The 17,036-nt window shown below is 67.8% G+C and carries 16 protein-coding genes; 7 read left to right on the top strand and 9 right to left on the bottom strand.

Features of this window, described 5'->3' with window-relative positions:
- The first annotated feature begins 71 nt into the window (after positions 1-71).
- Both ACZ9GM_RS10285 and ACZ9GM_RS10280 read left to right on the top strand, forming a co-directional pair.
- Positions 72-1,346 (top strand): aspartate kinase, encoded by a 1,275-nt coding sequence (locus ACZ9GM_RS10285; RefSeq protein WP_291474696.1) that lies wholly within the window; start codon positions 72-74, stop codon positions 1,344-1,346.
- A gap of 22 nt (positions 1,347-1,368) precedes the next feature.
- Positions 1,369-2,400, top strand: coding sequence for an aspartate-semialdehyde dehydrogenase (locus ACZ9GM_RS10280; RefSeq protein WP_291474697.1), 1,032 nt, complete (start codon positions 1,369-1,371; stop codon positions 2,398-2,400).
- A 169-nt stretch (positions 2,401-2,569) separates the two neighbouring features.
- Here the strand turns inward: ACZ9GM_RS10280 and ACZ9GM_RS10275 are convergent, their stop codons facing one another.
- Complete coding sequence (locus ACZ9GM_RS10275; RefSeq protein ID WP_291474699.1) at positions 2,570-2,695, bottom strand: hypothetical protein; 126 nt, start codon at positions 2,693-2,695, stop codon at positions 2,570-2,572.
- Between ACZ9GM_RS10275 and ACZ9GM_RS10270 the strand changes: the two genes are divergently transcribed.
- Both ACZ9GM_RS10270 and ACZ9GM_RS10265 read left to right on the top strand, forming a co-directional pair.
- On the top strand, positions 2,694-3,164 hold the full coding sequence (locus ACZ9GM_RS10270; RefSeq protein WP_476037778.1) for a universal stress protein: 471 nt from the start codon (positions 2,694-2,696) through the stop codon (positions 3,162-3,164). The two genes, ACZ9GM_RS10275 and ACZ9GM_RS10270, sit on opposite strands and share 2 nt — an antisense overlap.
- A gap of 231 nt (positions 3,165-3,395) precedes the next feature.
- Positions 3,396-3,863, top strand: a complete 468-nt coding sequence (locus ACZ9GM_RS10265) for a universal stress protein (protein WP_476037777.1) — start codon at positions 3,396-3,398, stop codon at positions 3,861-3,863.
- 43 nt (positions 3,864-3,906) lie between these two features.
- Here ACZ9GM_RS10265 and ACZ9GM_RS10260 read toward each other — a convergent pair whose 3' ends face one another.
- Positions 3,907-4,983: a ferrochelatase gene (locus tag ACZ9GM_RS10260; protein ID WP_476037776.1), complete on the bottom strand. Its 1,077-nt coding sequence runs from the start codon at positions 4,981-4,983 to the stop codon at positions 3,907-3,909.
- Positions 4,984-5,070: 87 nt separating this feature from the next.
- On the opposite strand from ACZ9GM_RS10260, the gene ACZ9GM_RS10255 reads away from it, so the two are divergent.
- The gene (locus tag ACZ9GM_RS10255) at positions 5,071-6,768 is read left to right on the top strand and encodes an FAD-dependent oxidoreductase (protein WP_476037775.1); all 1,698 of its coding nucleotides are present in this window, start codon (positions 5,071-5,073) and stop codon (positions 6,766-6,768) included.
- 72 nt (positions 6,769-6,840) lie between these two features.
- Complete coding sequence (locus ACZ9GM_RS10250) at positions 6,841-7,221, top strand: VOC family protein (RefSeq protein WP_476037774.1); 381 nt, start codon at positions 6,841-6,843, stop codon at positions 7,219-7,221.
- Positions 7,222-7,252: 31 nt separating this feature from the next.
- On the opposite strand, the gene ACZ9GM_RS10245 is transcribed toward ACZ9GM_RS10250, so the two are convergent.
- A complete protein-coding gene (locus ACZ9GM_RS10245; RefSeq protein WP_291474706.1) occupies positions 7,253-7,906 on the bottom strand; it encodes an RNA polymerase sigma factor in 654 nt (217 codons plus the stop codon).
- A 144-nt stretch (positions 7,907-8,050) separates the two neighbouring features.
- Between ACZ9GM_RS10245 and ACZ9GM_RS10240 the strand changes: the two genes are divergently transcribed.
- Positions 8,051-9,676, top strand: coding sequence for a catalase (locus ACZ9GM_RS10240; protein WP_476037773.1), 1,626 nt, complete (start codon positions 8,051-8,053; stop codon positions 9,674-9,676).
- A gap of 111 nt (positions 9,677-9,787) precedes the next feature.
- On the opposite strand, the gene ACZ9GM_RS10235 is transcribed toward ACZ9GM_RS10240, so the two are convergent.
- Genes ACZ9GM_RS10235 through ACZ9GM_RS10210 form a run of 6 tightly spaced genes read right to left on the bottom strand, consistent with a single transcriptional unit; the run spans position 9,788 to position 16,850 of the window.
- Positions 9,788-10,234, bottom strand: coding sequence for a Na+/H+ antiporter subunit G (locus ACZ9GM_RS10235; RefSeq protein WP_476037772.1), 447 nt, complete (start codon positions 10,232-10,234; stop codon positions 9,788-9,790).
- Positions 10,235-10,239: 5 nt separating this feature from the next.
- The gene (locus ACZ9GM_RS10230) at positions 10,240-10,518 is read right to left on the bottom strand and encodes a monovalent cation/H+ antiporter complex subunit F (RefSeq protein ID WP_291474708.1); all 279 of its coding nucleotides are present in this window, start codon (positions 10,516-10,518) and stop codon (positions 10,240-10,242) included.
- Entirely contained in the window at positions 10,515-11,639 is a 1,125-nt protein-coding gene (locus ACZ9GM_RS10225; RefSeq protein WP_476037771.1) for a Na+/H+ antiporter subunit E, read from the bottom strand. Before ACZ9GM_RS10225 ends, ACZ9GM_RS10230 begins: the two co-directional genes overlap by 4 nt.
- Positions 11,639-13,285, bottom strand: a complete 1,647-nt coding sequence (locus tag ACZ9GM_RS10220; protein ID WP_291474710.1) for a monovalent cation/H+ antiporter subunit D family protein — start codon at positions 13,283-13,285, stop codon at positions 11,639-11,641. Before ACZ9GM_RS10220 ends, ACZ9GM_RS10225 begins: the two co-directional genes overlap by 1 nt.
- Positions 13,285-13,710 carry a cation:proton antiporter subunit C gene (locus ACZ9GM_RS10215; protein ID WP_291474711.1) on the bottom strand — a complete coding sequence of 142 codons (426 nt, stop codon included), beginning with the start codon at positions 13,708-13,710 and terminating at the stop codon, positions 13,285-13,287. Before ACZ9GM_RS10215 ends, ACZ9GM_RS10220 begins: the two co-directional genes overlap by 1 nt.
- Positions 13,707-16,850 (bottom strand): DUF4040 family protein, encoded by a 3,144-nt coding sequence (locus ACZ9GM_RS10210; RefSeq protein WP_476037770.1) that lies wholly within the window; start codon positions 16,848-16,850, stop codon positions 13,707-13,709. Before ACZ9GM_RS10210 ends, ACZ9GM_RS10215 begins: the two co-directional genes overlap by 4 nt.
- Between the last annotated feature and the right edge of the window lie 186 nt (positions 16,851-17,036).

The raw sequence follows: 17,036 nt of genomic DNA, 5'->3' as shown, positions 1-17,036 counted from the left end.
GCCTTACCTGGTCAGGTACGCTGGGCAGGTCTGAAAGTTCACACCCGCAGCAGTAGACGGAGTAATCGACAGTGGCCCTGATCGTCCAGAAGTACGGTGGTTCATCCCTGGAGAGCGCCGAGCGCATCCGACGGGTCGCCCAGCGCATCGTGGAGACCAAGAAGGCGGGCAACGACGTCGTCGTCGTCTGCTCGGCGATGGGTGACACCACCGACGAATTCCTCGACCTCGCCAACCAGGTCAACCCGGTGCCGCCGGCACGCGAGATGGACATGCTCCTCACCGCCGGTGAGCGTATCTCCAACGCCCTGGTCGCCATGGCGATCGACTCCTTCGGTGCTGAGGCACAGTCCTTCACCGGCTCCCAGGCCGGCGTCATCACCACGGAGCGGCACGGCAACGCCCGCATCGTGGACGTCACCCCGGGGCGGGTCCGCGAGGCCCTCGACGAGGGCAAGATCTGCCTCGTCGCCGGCTTCCAGGGTGTGAACCGGGAGACCAAGGACATCACCACCCTGGGACGCGGTGGGTCGGACACCACCGCCGTCGCACTCGCCGCGGCGCTCAAGGCCGATGTCTGCGAGATCTACTCCGATGTCGACGGCGTCTACACCGCCGACCCCCGGATCGTGCCGAACGCTCAGAAGCTCGACCACATCTCCTTCGAGGAGATGCTCGAGATGGCCGCCGTCGGCGCCAAGATCCTCATGCTCCGGTGCGTGGAGTACGCCCGCGCCTTCAATGTCCCGATTCACGTCCGTTCGTCATTCAGCAACGAGACCGGCACCATCGTGTCCGGCTCTGTGGAGGATATTCCTGTGGAAGAAGCAGTCCTGACCGGTGTCGCCCATGACCGTTCCGAGGCCAAGGTCACTGTCCTCGGCATCCCCGACAAGCCAGGTGAGGCCGCACGGGTCTTCCGCACCCTGGCGGACGCCGAGATCAACATCGACATGGTCCTGCAGAACATCTCGACCGTGAACGACAACCTCACCGACATCACCTTCACCTGCCCCCGCGAGGACGCCCCGCGTGCCGTCGAGCTGCTCAAGGGCCTCCAGGGGCCGGAGGTCGACCAGAAGTTCGGGTCGATCCTCTTCGACGACCAGATCGGCAAGGTCTCCCTCGTCGGCGCCGGCATGAAGTCCCACCCGGGCGTCACCGCGGACTTCTGCGAGGCGCTGCGTGACGTCGGCATCAACATCGAGCTGATCTCCACCTCCGAGATCCGCATCTCCGTCCTCATCCGCGACACCGACCTCGACAAGGCCGTCGCCGCCCTCCACGAGCGCTTCCAGCTCGGCGGCGAGACCGAGGCTGTCGTCTACGCCGGTACCGGCCGGTAACACCCAGAAAGGCACATCACCCATGACCACTCTCGCCGTCGTCGGTGCGACCGGACAGGTCGGCCGCGTCATGCGATCCATCCTCGTCGAGCGGAACTTCCCCGCCGACAAGGTCCGCTTCTTCGCCTCGGCCCGCTCCGCCGGTTCCGAGATCGGGTTCCGCGGCGAGAAGATCGTCGTGGAGGACGTCGCCGCGACCCCTACCGAGGAGCTCAAGGGCATCGACATCGCCCTGTTCTCCGCCGGTGGCGGCACCTCCCGTGAGCACGCCCCGCGGTTCGCCGAGGCCGGTGCGACCGTCGTCGACAACTCCTCGGCCTGGCGCAAGGACCCCGAGGTCCCGCTCATCGTCTCCGAGGTCAACCCGGACGATGCCCGGGACGTGCCCAAGGGCATCATCGCCAACCCGAACTGCACCACCATGGCCGCCATGCCGGTCATCGGTGCGCTGCACGCGAAGGCCGGTGTGACCCGCCTGCACGTCTCCAGCTACCAGGCCGTCTCCGGTTCCGGTCTGGCCGGCGTGAAGGCACTGTCCGAGCAGGTCCGTGACAACGTGGGCAACCTGGAGAAGCTCGCCACCGACGGCTCCGCCCTGGTCGCCGGGGACTTCGGTCCGTACGTCGCACCGATCGCCTTCAATGCGCTGCCGATGGCCGGCAACCTAGTCGACGACGGCTCCCTGGAGACCGACGAGGAGCAGAAGCTGCGCAATGAGTCGCGCAAGATCCTGCACATCCCGGACCTGCGCGTCGCCGGTACCTGCGTGCGTGTCCCGGTCTTCACCGGCCACACCATGACCGTCCACGTCGAGTTCGCCGAGTCGATCACCCCTGACGAGGCGAAGGCACTGCTCGAGGGGACGCCGGGTGTGAAGGTCGTCGACGTGCCGACCCCGCTCGCCGCCGCCGGTGTGGACGAGTCTCTCGTCGGACGCATCCGCCAGGACCAGTCGGTGGACGACAACAAGGGCCTGGTGCTCGTCGTCGCCGGTGACAACCTGCGCAAGGGTGCCGCACTCAACACGATCCAGATCGCGGAGCTGCTGGTCTAGTTCCTGGATCCGGCCCTCCGTGGGCCAGGTACGACCCGAGGGGTTGGTCTGACACTGCCAGACCAACCCCTCGGGTCGTTGGCGGGGATCCGATCCCTTGTGCCGCCGGGCCGCCGCCGGGCTGCCGGCCCGCCGGGGGCCTGACTCAGCTGTGTCCGGGGACACGGCGTCAGCGCTTGGCGGGGGTATGCGCACCCTTGTAGTTTCGGAACTGCACATCATGGCAGCCGGGGTCCCGCACCACGGGGTCCGCTGCGGTGACTTCGATGACCTCGACCCCCGAAAGGCGAACCATGACCAGGATGATCGTGACCGGAGTGGACGCGAGCGAGACCGCGTTCAAGGCCGCGCAGAAGGCTGCCCGGCTTGCCGCCGATTCCGGAGCGGTGCTCCACATCTGCACCGCCTACAGCAGTGCCAGCTCCGATGCCCTCAGCGAGGCGCAGAGCGCACAGAACTCGAACCGGGTGATCTCCGCGGAGTTTCAGAAGCTCATCGACGGGGTCGCCGAGGCATCCGAACGCGTCGCAGGATCCGTGGCGGAGATCCTGCGCCAGTCGCACCCGGATCTGACGATCGAGGTCTCGTCGATGGCCGGTACCCCGTCCGACGTGCTGCTCTACAAGGCGGAGCAGTTGAACGCGGACGTCATCGTGGTGGGCAACAAGAACATCAAGGGCGTGTCCCGGGTGCTGGGCAGTGTGGCGCGCAAGGTCGCCTCCGGAGCGAAGTGCGACCTCTACATCGCCAACACCTCGTACTAGGACCCGGTCGGCTCCGTCTGCCCGAACGGCCGTCCCGGGACGTGTGATCCACGACCGGGGTTGTGCGCCGATCCCTCCGTCGGTAGTTTTGTGATCACACATCACGAGGATGTGGAATGCGGGGTCATGGCCGTCTGACGGCGTCGGACGGCGTTGGACGGCGTTGGACGGCGTTGGACGGCAGAGTGACCGGGGTACGGTGCCCCGACCGTCCGAACCGGAAGGTGGACTATGACCAGAACTGTGGTGACCGGGGTGGATGCGAGCCAGACCGCGTTCCGGGCGGCGGCGAAGGCTGCGGAGCTCGCCGAGAACTCCGGTGCAGTGCTGCACATCTGCAGTGCCTACAGCACCAGCAGTACCGACGCGCTCAGTACTATCCGGAGCCACAGCTCCGGGCGGACGAGCAAGGCGGAGTTCAGGAAGCTCATCGAAGGCGTGGCGAAAGCCTCCGAGCAGGTTGCGGAGTCGGTGGCGGCGATCCTCCGCGAGTCGCACCCCGGCCTGACCATCGACGTCTCGGCTGTCCCGGGCGCACCGGCCGAGGCCCTGCTGCGCAAGGCCGGGGAACTGGACGCCGACGTGATCGTGGTCGGCAACAAGAACATCAAGGGCGTGTCCCGGGTGCTGGGCAGTGTGGCGCGCAAGGTCGCTTCCGGTGCGAGGTGCGATCTCTACATCGCCAACACGACGTACTAGGACGTACCAGGACGTACCAGGACGTACTGCGACCTACCGGAGGTCAGGCGTCCTCGCCGGGAACGTCCGGCCAGTGCTCGTGGACCAGGTCGAGGATCATCCGGGGGAACTCCGGCTCGAAGCCCGGGGTGGGGACGCGCACCAGGGGGACGCCCAGTTCGGCGGCGGTGTCACGGGCTTCGGTGTCGAGGTCCCAGATGACCTCCATGTGGTCGGTGATGAACCCGACCGGGCACAGCAGGACAGGACGCCGGTCGCCGCCGGGGGTGGTCCCGCCGGTGAGTGATCCGGAGAAGTCCGCCATGCCTTCACCGGCGACTGTGGCTTCCAGGTAGTCACAGATGTCCGGCTCGAGCCACGGGATGTGCGGCGGGCCGGAGCGGGACTGCCACACGAGTTCCACGTCCGCCCCCTCGGCACCGTCGACGGCGAAGCCGGACCGCTCCCGGATCTCGCGGGCCGCGGTGAGCACCTGACCGGAGTAGCGGTGGGTGGTGTCCGCCGAGGAGGTCTCGTCGGCGCTGACCGGGATGGAGTGTGCCGCGAAGAGCAGCCTGGCGTCCTTCTGCTGGTGAGCGGGCATGGCCGCGCGGGTCTCGTCGACGAGCCGGGCGAAGGTGGAGACGAACAGCGGGTGGTTGTGGAAGGGGCGGATCTTGGTCATCGCCGGGGGATTGAGGCCCGCGTCGCGGCAGGACTCCTCGGCCCGGTCGATGTCCTCCAGGTACTGGACGTGTCCGGAGTAGCCACCCCAGGCGGAGGTCGCGAGGACGAGGGCTTCGGTGATACCGTCGCGGGCCATCTGGGCGACCGTGTCCTCGACGAAGGGGTGCCAGTTCCGGTTGCCGAAGTAGACCGGCAGGTCGATGCCCGTCGGGGCGACGCGCTCGGCGATGAGTGCCTCCAGGTCGGCGATGATGTGCCGGTTCTGGTCGGTGATGGGGCTCTTGCCGTCCATCGCGAAGTAGTGCTCGCCCACCTCGGCGAGGCGCTCACGGGGGATGCCGCGTCCGCGGGTCACGTTCTCGAGGAACGGGATGACGTCCTCGTTCTTCTCGGGTCCGCCGAAGGAGAGGACGAGCAGTGCGCGGTGGGGATTCGGTGCCGCCGGTTCAGCCATGGAGGTCAGCCTACCCGCGGGGGTGGCGGGGGTCCGAAATCGCGAGGGGAACCGCTAGACGTATACCCCAGGGGGTATAGTCAGGATATGGCTGAATCACTCCACACCGTCATCGTCGGCGGCGTCGCCGGCGGTATGTCCACCGCCACCCGGCTGCGCCGTCGTGACGAACACGCCCGGATCACCGTTCTCGAGAAGTCCGGACACGTCTCCTTCGCCAACTGCGGCCTGCCGTACTACATCGGCGGTGTCATCGAGGGGCGCGAGAAGCTGCTGCTGCAGACCCCGGCGTCCCTCCATGAACGTTTCCGTCTCGACGTGCACGTCAACACCGAGGTCACCGCCATCGACCGGGAGGCACACGCACTCGACGTCACCGACCTGACCACCGGTGCAACCCGCCGTATCCGTTACGACCGTCTCGTGCTCTCGCCCGGGGCGTCCCCCGTGGAACTGTCCGTCCCCGGTATCGGACGCGCCCTGTCACTGCGCACCGTGGAGGACACCGACCGGATCCACGACGCCGTCGCCGGGCTCGCCCCCGGGGTCCCTGGCGTCATCGTCGGCGGCGGGTTCATCGGCATCGAAGTCGCCGAGAACCTCGCCCACCGTGGACTGAAGGTCACCGTCGTCGAATACGGTCCGCAGATCATGGGGCCGCTCGACCCGGAGATCGCCGCAGTCGTCGAACAGCGCCTCGTCGACCGCGGCGTCCGCGTCCTCACCGGTACCGGCGTGACCGCCGTCGGGGAGGACTCCGTGACGCTCTCCGACGGCACGGACCTGCCCGCGGACCTGGTGATCACGGCCGCCGGCGTCCGCCCGGCCACCGGGTTCGCCGCCGACGCCGGCCTGGAGGTCCTGGCCGACGGTGCCCTGGTCGTCGACCGGACCTGGCGGACCTCTGATCCCGACATCTTCGCCGTCGGGGATGCCACCGCCACCCCCGACTTCCTCACCGGTGACCCGGTCGTCGTGCCGCTGGCGCAGACCGCGAACCGGGACGGACGCCTGGTCGCCGACATCATCGCCGGTGACGAGATGACCTTGCCAGCCACCTACGGCACCTCCGTCATGGGTGTCTTCGGGCTGCAGGTCGCGTCCACCGGGTGGTCGGAGAAGCGACTCATCGCCGCCGGTGTTCCCCACCAGGCCATCGCCACCCACCCCGCGGACCATGCCGGCTATTACCCGGGAGCAGCGACCCTGTCGATGAAACTACTGGTCGGAACCGGTGACTTCCGCGGTGAGGACCTGCGTGACCGCATCCTCGGCGCCCAGGTCGTCGGCGGGCACGGCGTGGACAAGCGCATCGACATCATCGCCACCGCCATGCAGTCCGGCCGGCGCGCCTCGGAGCTGCTCGACCTGGAGCTGGCCTACGCCCCGCAGTTCGGCTCCGCGAAGGATCCGGTGAACATGCTCGGCTACGTCGCCGACAACCTGCGCACCGGTCGGACTGACCTGGTCACCTGGTCCTCGATCGGTGACATTCCCGACGCGGTCCTGCTCGACGTGCGCAGTCCGGCGGAGTTCGCCGGCGGTTCACTGTCGGGAGCGGTGAATGTGCCGCTCGACGACCTGCGTGACCGGCTGGCAGAGGTGCGTGACCTGTGTGCCGGGACTTCCGGTGCAGGTACCCAGCGGCCACTGGTGGTGTTCTGTCAGGTCGGTCAGCGCGGGCACGTCGCGGAATCCCTGCTGCGTGGCGAAGGGTTCGGTCCGGTGTACAACCTCACGGGCGGCTACCGGACCTGGTGTGACGGGCAGTCGTCGCTTCACTGACGCGGTGGTGGAGGCCATCGGCGGAGTAGCGTCGGAGTGGTCAGTAACGCCATCACCAGTCAGGAGAACACCATGGCCGACAACGCGACCGAATCCACCGGTCCCGCCCGCGAACTGAAGTTCATCTTCCTGTCCACCGAGAACATCGACGCTTCGGTGACCTTCTACACCGAGGTCCTCGGTTTCCCGCTGAAGTTCCGCGACGGCTCCCACTTCGCCGCCCTCGACGCCGGTCAGGTCACCCTTGCGCTGTGCACCCCGATCGACCACCCGATCCCGGGCAAGGTTGTCGTCGGCGTGAAGTCCGATGATCCGGACCGGGACGCCGCACTCGTGGACGCCAACGGCGGTGCGGTCGTCCAGGAGGCGCACGACGACGCCCATGAGCGCCGCGCCGTGGTCTACGACAATGAGGGCAACGGCATCGTCTTCTACCGCTCGCTGCACCGGTAGCGGGGCTGGCCGACCGTCCCGGCCGGTCCGGTCAGGCGAGCCGCAGGTGGCCTGATCCGCTGCCGGGGTTCTGCCGGTCATCGCCGGTGATCGCGGCGGCTTTCTGCGCCTCGAGCAGGTCGGCACGGGCCCGGGCGACGCGGGAACGGATCGTGCCGACGCGCACACCGCAGATGTCCGCGGCCTCGGCGTAGGAGTAGCCGAGCACCTGGGTCAGGGTCAGTGCCTCCCGACGGTCGGGGGCGAGATTGTCGAGCAGCGCCCGGGCGTCCACCAGCTCGGCCCATGCCTGGTCTCCGGCGGTGTCGGGGGACGGGGACCGGCCCGCGGCGTCCTCCCACTCCTCGACGGACTTGCGGGGACGGGCCATGTCGTGACGGACGCTGTCCACCCACACCCGGCGGGCGAGGGAGAGGATCCAGGTGCGGGCCGAGGAGCGGGCGGCGAACCGGGGGAGTGCGCCGAGGACGCGGAGGTAGGTCTCCTGGGTCAGGTCATCGGCACGGTCGGTGTCCGCGAGATGCGCGAGCAGGCGCCACACATCGTCGTGGGTCGCCTCGATGAACTCGGAAAGTGCCTGTCGGTCACCGGCACCGGCCTTGAGGGCCAGGTCCGTGACAGCGGCGTCGGCGCTGGTCCGGTCGGACGCCGCCGAACCGCGGCGTCGGGAAAAATGGTCTCGCACAGGTGTCACTTTAGCACCCGGGGTGCGATCCGGCGTGCTGCGATAAGTGAACCACTATTGTTAATAGTTTATTCATTGACCCCTCTGATAGTCGGCGTATAACGGGAGATGGAAGAGGAATCCACACGACTACTGGAGGGCGTCATGACCGACCAGACTGCAGACCACACAGACCCCACATCCGCCGACATCGCAACCCGCGGTGTCTGCCCCTACGCCGGGCACTCGACGAACGTCAACGGCGCACCGGTGCGTACCGAGGAACACTCGGTGACCGTCGGCGAGCAGGGGCCCATCTCCCTCACCGACACGCACCTCATCGAGAAGCACGCCCACTTCAACCGGGAGCGCATCCCGGAGCGCAACGTCCATGCCAAGGGCACCGGCGCCTTCGGTGAACTGACAATCACCGAGGACGTCACCGCCTATACGAAGGCCGACCTGTTCCAGCCGGGCCGTGTCACCCCGATGCTCGCCCGTTTCTCGACCGTCGCCGGTGAGCAGGGCTTCCCCGACACGGTCCGCGACGTCCGTGGCTTCTCGCTGAAGTTCTACACCCGCGAGGGAAACTACGACCTCGTCGGTAACAACACCCCGGTGTTCTTCCTGCGTGACGGCATGAAGTTCCCCGATTTCATCCGCTCGCAGAAGCGTCTGACCAACGGCCTGCGCAGCGCGGACATGCAGTGGGACTTCTGGACCCGCAGCCCGGAGACCGCCCACCAGGTCACCTATCTCATGGGTGACCGCGGTATCCCGACCGATGCCCGTCACATGGACGGCTTCAGCTCGCACACCTACCAGTGGATCAACGCCTCCGGTGAGCGCTTCTGGGTGAAGTACCACTTCAAGACCCGCCAGGGCTGGGACTACTTCACCGACGAGGACGCCGGGAAGCTCGTCGGGTCCGGCGACTTCGACCACACCCGCTCCGACCTTTACGAGGCCATCGAGCGCGGCGACTACCCCACCTGGGACGTCAAGGTGCAGATCATGCCGCTCGACGAGGCCGAGGGGTACCGCTGGAACCCCTTCGACCTGACGAAGACCTGGTCGCAGAAGGACTACCCGCTGATCCCGGTGGGGCACTTCACCCTCAACGAGAACCCGCAGAACTTCTTCGCCCAGATCGAGCAGGCCGCCTTCGCCCCGTCGAACATCGTCCCCGGTATCGGCTTCTCGCCGGACAAGATGCTCATGGCCCGCACCTTCGCCTACGCCGACACGCAGCGCTACCGCCTCGGTGTGAACTACACCCAGCTGCCGGTGAACCGCCCTGTCGTGACGGAGCAGAATGTCTACACCGCCAAGGACGGCGCGGCCGCCTACGAGTTCCCCGCGGCCGGCACCCCGACCTACTCCCCGAACCGCTACGACCGGCCCGAGGGCGTCGATGACGTCGACGACGGTTCCGGCGCGGTCGAGCAGGGTGCTGAGCCGGGGCAGTCGAAGTACGGTTTCGGACGCGGCGCCGAGTCCGCCACCGGCCCGGCCGATGACCTGGGCCTGTTCGACGAGAACTACGGTGGCGACCTCACTCGCGGGGCCTACGTCCGGCACCCCGACGACGATGACTTCATGCAGCCCGGGCAGCTGGTCCGTGAGGTCCTCGACGATGCCGGGCGCGAGCGCCTGGCCGGCAACATCGCCCGCGCCATGCAGGGTGTCTCCGAGCAGGTCGAGGGCCAGTGCTGGGTCTACTGGGGCCGTGTCGACGGGAACCTCCGTGACCGGGTCGAGGAGATCTACACGGAGCTCAAGAACAGCTGACGCGCACACCCCGCATACGCAACTCACCCTCACCAGCGACTGATCCGGAAGATCGGCTGCTGGTGAGGGTGAGTTGCGTGCACGGGGAGAGTGACGTGGGTGGAGGAGGCCTCAGTCCTTCTCCGGCTCCCGTTCGCCGCCGGAGAGCGGCACCGTGTGGTCCCAGTGGGTCGCGTGCAGGGCGCGTCCCACCACATACGACCCCACCGCCTGGACCACCAGCAGCGCACCGATCGCCCCTATCGCCTCCAGGAGCTCACCGAGGGCGAACCCCTCAGTTGTCCACGAGTAGACCAGGTGCGAGATGATGAGCAGCGGCAGGCCCATGCCCATCGCCGGGCCCAGCATGTTCACCTGGCTCAGGGCGTCCGGCGCGAGGTACATCGCCACCGCAGACACCAGGATGAACAGGGCACCGGCCAGGGCCAGTAGCCCCACCACCACCGCTGACCACCAGGTCAGGTCGTGGTACTCGCGCATCTGCCCGGTCTCGGCGGCCAGGAGTGTCAGGGATGAGTTCATGTCTGCCATGTCGGTCATGTCGGTCATGTCGGTCATGTCGGTCACCGCCTTCCGCGGGTCAGGATGCGGGCGAAGGAGATCGTGCTGATCGCGCCACCGAGCCCGGCGATGAGCACCACGTCGTAGACGATCGCGGACCGCTGGAACAGGGTGTACACCAGGAAGCCGGCGATGACGGTCACGTAGATGATGTCGGCGAGCACGGCGCGCCGGGCGTCATTGCGGGTGGTCACCGCACGCCACAGCACAACCAGCAGCGAGACGCCGATTATCGCACCGGCCACACCGGCGAAGATCCACAGGAGATGTGTCGGGGTCACTTGTCGTTCTCCTTCTCTTCCGTGTCTCCGGTGGCATCCCCGGCGCCTCCGGCATCTTTGATGTCCTTCGACTTCGTCGGGACGTTCTTCCACCGACTGAGGTTGAGCCGCGGTTGGGGCAGCTTCGCGCGGGCCTCGAAGGCGTTGATGAGCGAGGAGTTCGCCGGGGTCCCCGGGTGCTTCCGCTTCATCTTCCGGTGCTTCGTGGCGTCTCCGTCGGTGCTGCCGGAGGTATCGGTGGTGGACACGGTCTCGTCGGCGGCCGCGGCGTCCGTGGTCTCCTCCGTCTCCTTCACCGGACGGCCGGTGGCGATGCCTTCGGCCGCACGTTCGTAGACCGAGGCGTCCTCGTCACCCATCGCCGCGAGCGCGGCGCGGGCCTCCCGGCGCTTCTTCTGCTCGGCCCTGCGCTGGGCCGCCATCTTCTCGGCGTGCTCGCGGGCGATCTTCTCCCGCTCGGCCTTCGACAGGTCCGGCAGGTCAGCGACATCGAGCTCGTCCTCGGCCCGCATGATCGCGGCGACGAACGCATTGGCGTGCGGTGTGGAATCGACCTTCTCCACGGCGAAGACGCTGTCCTCGCTGGCACGACCACCGTGGGTGCCGCGGTAACCACGCGGACCGGGTACGCCACGCTCCACCAGGTGCTCGACGTCGAACTCCGGGGACTTCTGTTTGACCTCGGGGGAGATCTTCGCCTCCATCACGGCCAGCCCGTGGAGCAGCTCCTGTGGGTCGGAACCGTACATGGCGTGGACGGCGAGGAAGCGCTGCACCCGGGGCAGACCGTGCGTCCGGAACTCCTTCGGACCGGTTGCACCGATGTCGCGCGGGTTGAACTTGCCTGCGGCCGCGTCATCGTCGACTTCCTTCGGCCCGGTGACACCGAGCGCCAGGGTGCCGGGAGTCATGGTGATCGACGCGATGAAGGCGGCGACGTCACGTTCGTCGGTGACACGCAGCGGATAGTAGAGGATCACCGGCGCGATGTTGCGACCGGTGGTGAAGGTGTCCTTCGCCATGATGAGGGACTCCTTGATGATCTGACCGACCAGCCAGGTGCCGTAGGACACCACATGCACAGTCGACCGCAGAACGGAGCGGACGGATCGGCGGGCCATCACCGGTCACCTCCTTCAGTGACGTCAGAGGGGTCATAGGGCGTCATCAGGACATCGGTCGGCAGGACCACACCGACGGCCTCGTCGGGATCGCCGAGTACCGCCTCGACATAGGCGGTGGTGTCGGTGAGACCTGAGGCGGCGTCCCGCGTCCACCCGGAGACCGGGCCGGCACCGAGGAACATCACCAGGCTCAGCACCATCAGTGCCGCCGAGGGCAGGGTCATCGAGCCGCTGACCGCCAGGGTCGGATCCATGTCCTGCGGGTCCATCGGGCGGCCCCAGAAGACCTTGCGCCACGCGTACAGCAGGCTGAGCAGGGCACCGACCGAGGCGACGACCACGGCCGCCAGTCCGATCCAGACCTTCCATCCGGAATCTTCGCTGATCCCAAGGACCAGCATGAGCTTGCCCCAGAGGCCGGAGAAGGGCGGCAGTCCGGCCAGCGACAGGGCCGCGGCGGCGAAGACGGTGGAGACCAGCGGGTCCCGGCGCATCAGGCCGGACAGCCGGCGTAGCCGACCGGTGCCGTAGGTCTCCTCGATCGCACCGGCGGACAGGATCATTCCCGCGGCGCTGATCATGTGGTGCAGCATGTAGAAGATCGCGGCCGAGAGCATCAGCTCGGCGTCCCCGGAGAGGAACGCCAGAGACACGAGGATGAACGGGATACCGTTGACCATCTGGTAGGCGATGACGCCACGCAGCGACGCCTCGCCGAGGCCGGCGAAACCGCCGATGAGCATGCCGGCGACGGCGAAGGCGAGAATGGTCAGCGCCCACCGCTGGTCGCCGTCGAAGACGGTCATGTAGACGCGCAGCACCGCATACACGCCGACCTTGGTGTGCAGGCCGGAGAACAGGGCCATCACCGTCGGGGAGGTCGAACCGTAGGAGCGGGGCAGCCAGCTGTGCACCGGGGTGGAACCGGACTTCACGCACAGTGCGAGCAACACCATGCCGAGAGCCATCCACAACTGCCACTGGGTGCCGAAGACGTCCGTGTCGAAGCCGTTCTCCGTCGCCCTCGGCCCGGCCGCGCCGGCCAACGCGGCGAGGTTCGTGGTACCGATGACGCCGTACACCAGGCCGACACCGGCCAGCAGACACATCGAGGTCACCAGGTTGACCAGGATGAACGCCCGGCCGGCGGCGAGCCGGGCCCAGGTGCCGGTCATGGTCAGCAGCCCGAAGGAGGGCATCAGCATGATCTCGATGAACACGAAGAGGTTGAACAGGTCGGCGGTGAGCAGCGCGCCCCACACGCCGCCCATCAGCATGAGGGTCATCGCAGGGAAGAACCGGGCACGGTTCTCGCCGACGACCTCGGCGAACCAGTTGGCCGCCAGGGCGACGACCGAGGTGGTGATGATCATCAGGGCGGACAGGGTGTCTGCGGCGAGCGGGATGGCGACACCGCCGGCGAACTGTCCGATACCGGTGGACAGGACGTCGGTCCCGGCGTCCCCACCGTCACCGGCGCCGGAGACCGCGGCGAGCAGGAGCGCACCGCCGACCACACCGGCGGCCGGGACAAGCAGGGAGAGGGCACGTCTGACCGTCGACCAGGGAAGGATCGCCGCGATTCCCGCCGAGATCAGCGGGGTGAAGACGAAGACCGGGAGGAGCTCCGCGGGGAAGTTCATCAGTACTCCTCCTCACGCAGCCGACGCCGGCGGGCCTGCGGCGACTGCTCGTCGATGTGGTGGGCGGCCCGGCCCCGTGTCTCCAGGGAACGGAACTCGCGCTGGGCGCGTTCGATGTCTTCCGCGGAGGTCGTGTCGTCGTCGCGGCCGAGGGCGGCCATCGCCAGCATGACCGCGGTCGCGGCCATGGAGATGACGATGGCCGTGAGAACGAACGCCTGGGGGAGCGGGTCCGCGGCGTCGGCGACCTCGGTGCGGTCGGCGATCGGGTCGGCGCGCCAGGCACCGATGCCGGCGGCCAGCAGGAGGATGTTCACACCGTGACTCATCAGTGTGGTGCCGATGATGATGCGCACCATGCCGCGCTGCATGACCAGGTACACACCACCGGCGATGAGGATCGCGATGACAGCTGAGATGATCACTGGTCCTTCTCCTTCTCCGTCGTGTCGGCTGTGCCTGATGTGTCGGACGGTTCATGTGCTGCGGCCTTCTCGGCAGCTTCCCGCGCCTTACGGACCGCCGCCGGGTGCAACGGCACCGACGACCCTCCGAAGGTCTCGGACACGGAGTACACCGCAGGCTGCGCTGCCGTGGCGCCGGTCTCGACCGGTGCCGCCTTGGTGGTGCGGCTCGGATCGGCGCCGGGGCGGTTGCGTCCACCCAGTGTGTTGACCACCACGATCACCGTGCCGATGACCGCGAGGTACACACCGGCGTCGAAGACCAGGGAGGTCGTGACGTGCTCGCTGCCGATGTGCCCGTGGATCGGGGTGAGGAATCCGGCGCCGTCGGACGCGAGGTAGCCGATCAGGCCGGTCCCCAGTGCCAGCAGCATGCCCGACCCGATGATGTAGTAGCCGAGGTTCTTCCCGCCGACCGTGCGGGACGCCGGCTGCACCAGGTACCAGAACACGATGCCCAGGGCCAGGATCAGGGCGGCGAGGAAGCCGCCGCCGGGGGACTGGTGTCCGCGCCAGAACACCGCCGCGGAGTAGATCACCAGCACCACCGCCATCGGCCACATCACCATCCGGCCAAGTACCGAGTTCAGGTAGGTGCTGCGCAGGTAGCGGGAGTAGAACGGGGCGAGTTCCGGGACATTGTGCACGTCGGGGAACTTCGTGGTGCCCTTGCGGCGGAACAGCTCCGAGCTCGACCCCGGGCCGTAGCCGGGGACCGGGGACCGGGGCACGGAGTTGACGACCGCGGCGATGACGATACCGGCCATACCGAGGACGCAGAGCTCGCCGAGAGTATCGAAGCCACGGAACTCCACGATGATCGAGGCGACGATATTGTTCGCCCCGGATTCCTCCGGGCCGTTCTCCAGGTACCACATGGCCAGCTCCGGTCGACCGTGCCGGCCGATGAGCAGCCAGGAACCGATGAAGACGATGAGGCCGACGATGGTCGCGGAGACGATGGAGAATTTCGCCCGGTTCTCACCTTCCCGCAGGTACAGACGCGGCTGGTGGCGGACGATGAGCATGAGGAACACGGTGACCACGAACTCGACCATGAGGTTGGTCAGGGCGACGTCCGGTGCGCCGAGGGTCAGCATGATCCAGGAGACCGCCGCGCCGGCGATACCGACCAGGATCACCGAGCCGAACCGGGAGCGGGTGGAGATGATCGCGATGACCACGAGCATCACCATCGCCAGGCCGGCGAGGTCGCCGATCTGGTCGATGCCGTCGACCCGCGGCGGCAGGCTGCCGAGCTGGTGCAGTCCCTCCTCGTCGAGGAAGGCGGCACCGGCGAGCAGCAGCACCATCGCGAAGATCCAGATGAGGTGGCGGGTCGGGTTGAGCGAGTTGCCCGGCCGGTTGGCCAGACGTCCCCACCGGTTGGCGAGCTGCACCGACAGTGAGATGAAGCCGGCACCGGTGAACGGCAGCAGGTGTCGCCGCTCCATCGCGGGGAAGATCCGGTGGCGGGCGAAGAGCAGGGCGACGCCCACGACGATGACTGCGGCGGTGATACCCAGCGGCACCGTCCAGCCGTGCCAGAAGGCGAGGTGGGAGTGGTGGGCGTCCGCGCCGGTCATGCCGGTCGCGGAGACCACGGCATCGAGCGGGTCGTCCCAGAAGGCGAGGACGCAGACCGCCGGGATGCTGGCGAATGCCGGCAGGACCGCCGGCAGCCAGAACACCGGGGAGGCCTCGCGGACCTCGTCATCGGGAGTCGTGGAGGGGGAGGGGACGCGTTCGGCGCCGTCCGGGCTGTCAGGGTTGTCGCTGTCGAGCGGCCGCCCGTCGATGAACGCGCCGAGCACGTACTTCGCGGAGTACAGCAGGGTCGCCACCGCGCCGATACCGGCGGCGGTGAGCAGGACGATCTGGCCCGCGGTGCCGACAGGGGCCTCCTCGAAGGCGCCCAGCATGCCCTCCTTCGAGACGAAGCCGAGGGTCGGCGGGAGCCCGGCCATGCAGGCCGCGGCGACGACCGCGCCGCTGAAGGTCCACGGCATCTTCCGCCACAGGACGCCGAGATCCCGCAGGTCACGGGAGCCGGCCTGGTGGTCGATGACACCGATGATCATGAACAGGGAAGACTTGAAAAGGGCGTGCGCGGCGGTGTGGACCACTGCCGCGGCGAGCGCGACCGGGGTACCGACACCGATGGTGGCGACAATCCATCCGAGCTGGGAGACCGTGGAATAGGCGGTGAGCTTCTTCAGATCCGGCTTCTGGATCGCGAAGACCGCGGCCATCACGGCGGTGAACATGCCCGAGATGATGAGCATGAGGTTCCACACGGTGACCTCGTGGAAGGCCCCGGAGAACCGCATCAGCAGGTAGATACCGGCCTTGACCACGGCTGCGGCGTGCAGGAAGGCGGAGACCGGGGTGATCGCGGCCATCGCCTCCGGCAGCCAGGCGTGGAAGGGGAACTGGGCGGCCTTCGAGAAACCGGCCAGTGCGATGAGGGCGGCGACGATGCCGGTGCGCACGGCGTCCTCCCCCCAGGCGTCCGAGGCGATGATCCCTGACAGGCTCGTGGTGCCCGTCGTCGCGACCGCGATACCCAGGGCGACGAGCAGGCTCAGCCCACCGGTGAAGGTGAGCAGCAGCGTGCGCATCGCTCCGGGTTCGCCGGTGCGTCCGGCGCGGGCGATGAGGAAGAAGGACGCCAGGGACACGAGCTCCCAGGCGATGAAGAGGACCGTGACATCGTCGGCGAGGAAGAGCAGGACGACCGAGGCCATGAAGGCGGTCATGAGCACGTAGAAACTCATGACGCCGTCGCCGTGGTCCTCGGTGGTGCGGTGCAGGTAGCGCGCCGAGTAGGCGAAGACCGCGGCGCCGATGACCAGGGCCAGGAGCACGAAGAACAGTGAGAGACCGTCGAGCCGCAGCGCCAGGGATACGTCCCCGCCACCGGGCAGCACATCCGGCAACCAGGTGGTCGACCAGCTGACGGTGCGGCCGTCGATGACGCCGGAGGCGAGGTCGGGATCGGCGATGATCCAGACCACCAGGGCCGTGAACAGTGCGGCGAGCGGCCACCCGGCGTCCCGGTCGAGGAGACGGACCAGGGCGGGGACGAGGATCAGAGCCAACGGTGAGGATGACAGGAATGAGGACGAGGCTCGTCAGGGTCACGGTCGGAGGACCACCTCACTGTGTCGGATTGTGTGCGTGTGTGGGTTCGCGCGACACCGACCGCAGGTCAGCACCGGTTGACGTGAACGCGATACACCTTGTGGGGCCGGCAGGCAACGGTTCTACTGTAACAGGCGACGGTC

Source organism: Corynebacterium sp. UD i78 (assembly GCF_056280545.1).
Note: the sequence above shows the minus strand (reverse complement) of the source record. Positions and strands in the feature narration are given on the sequence as shown.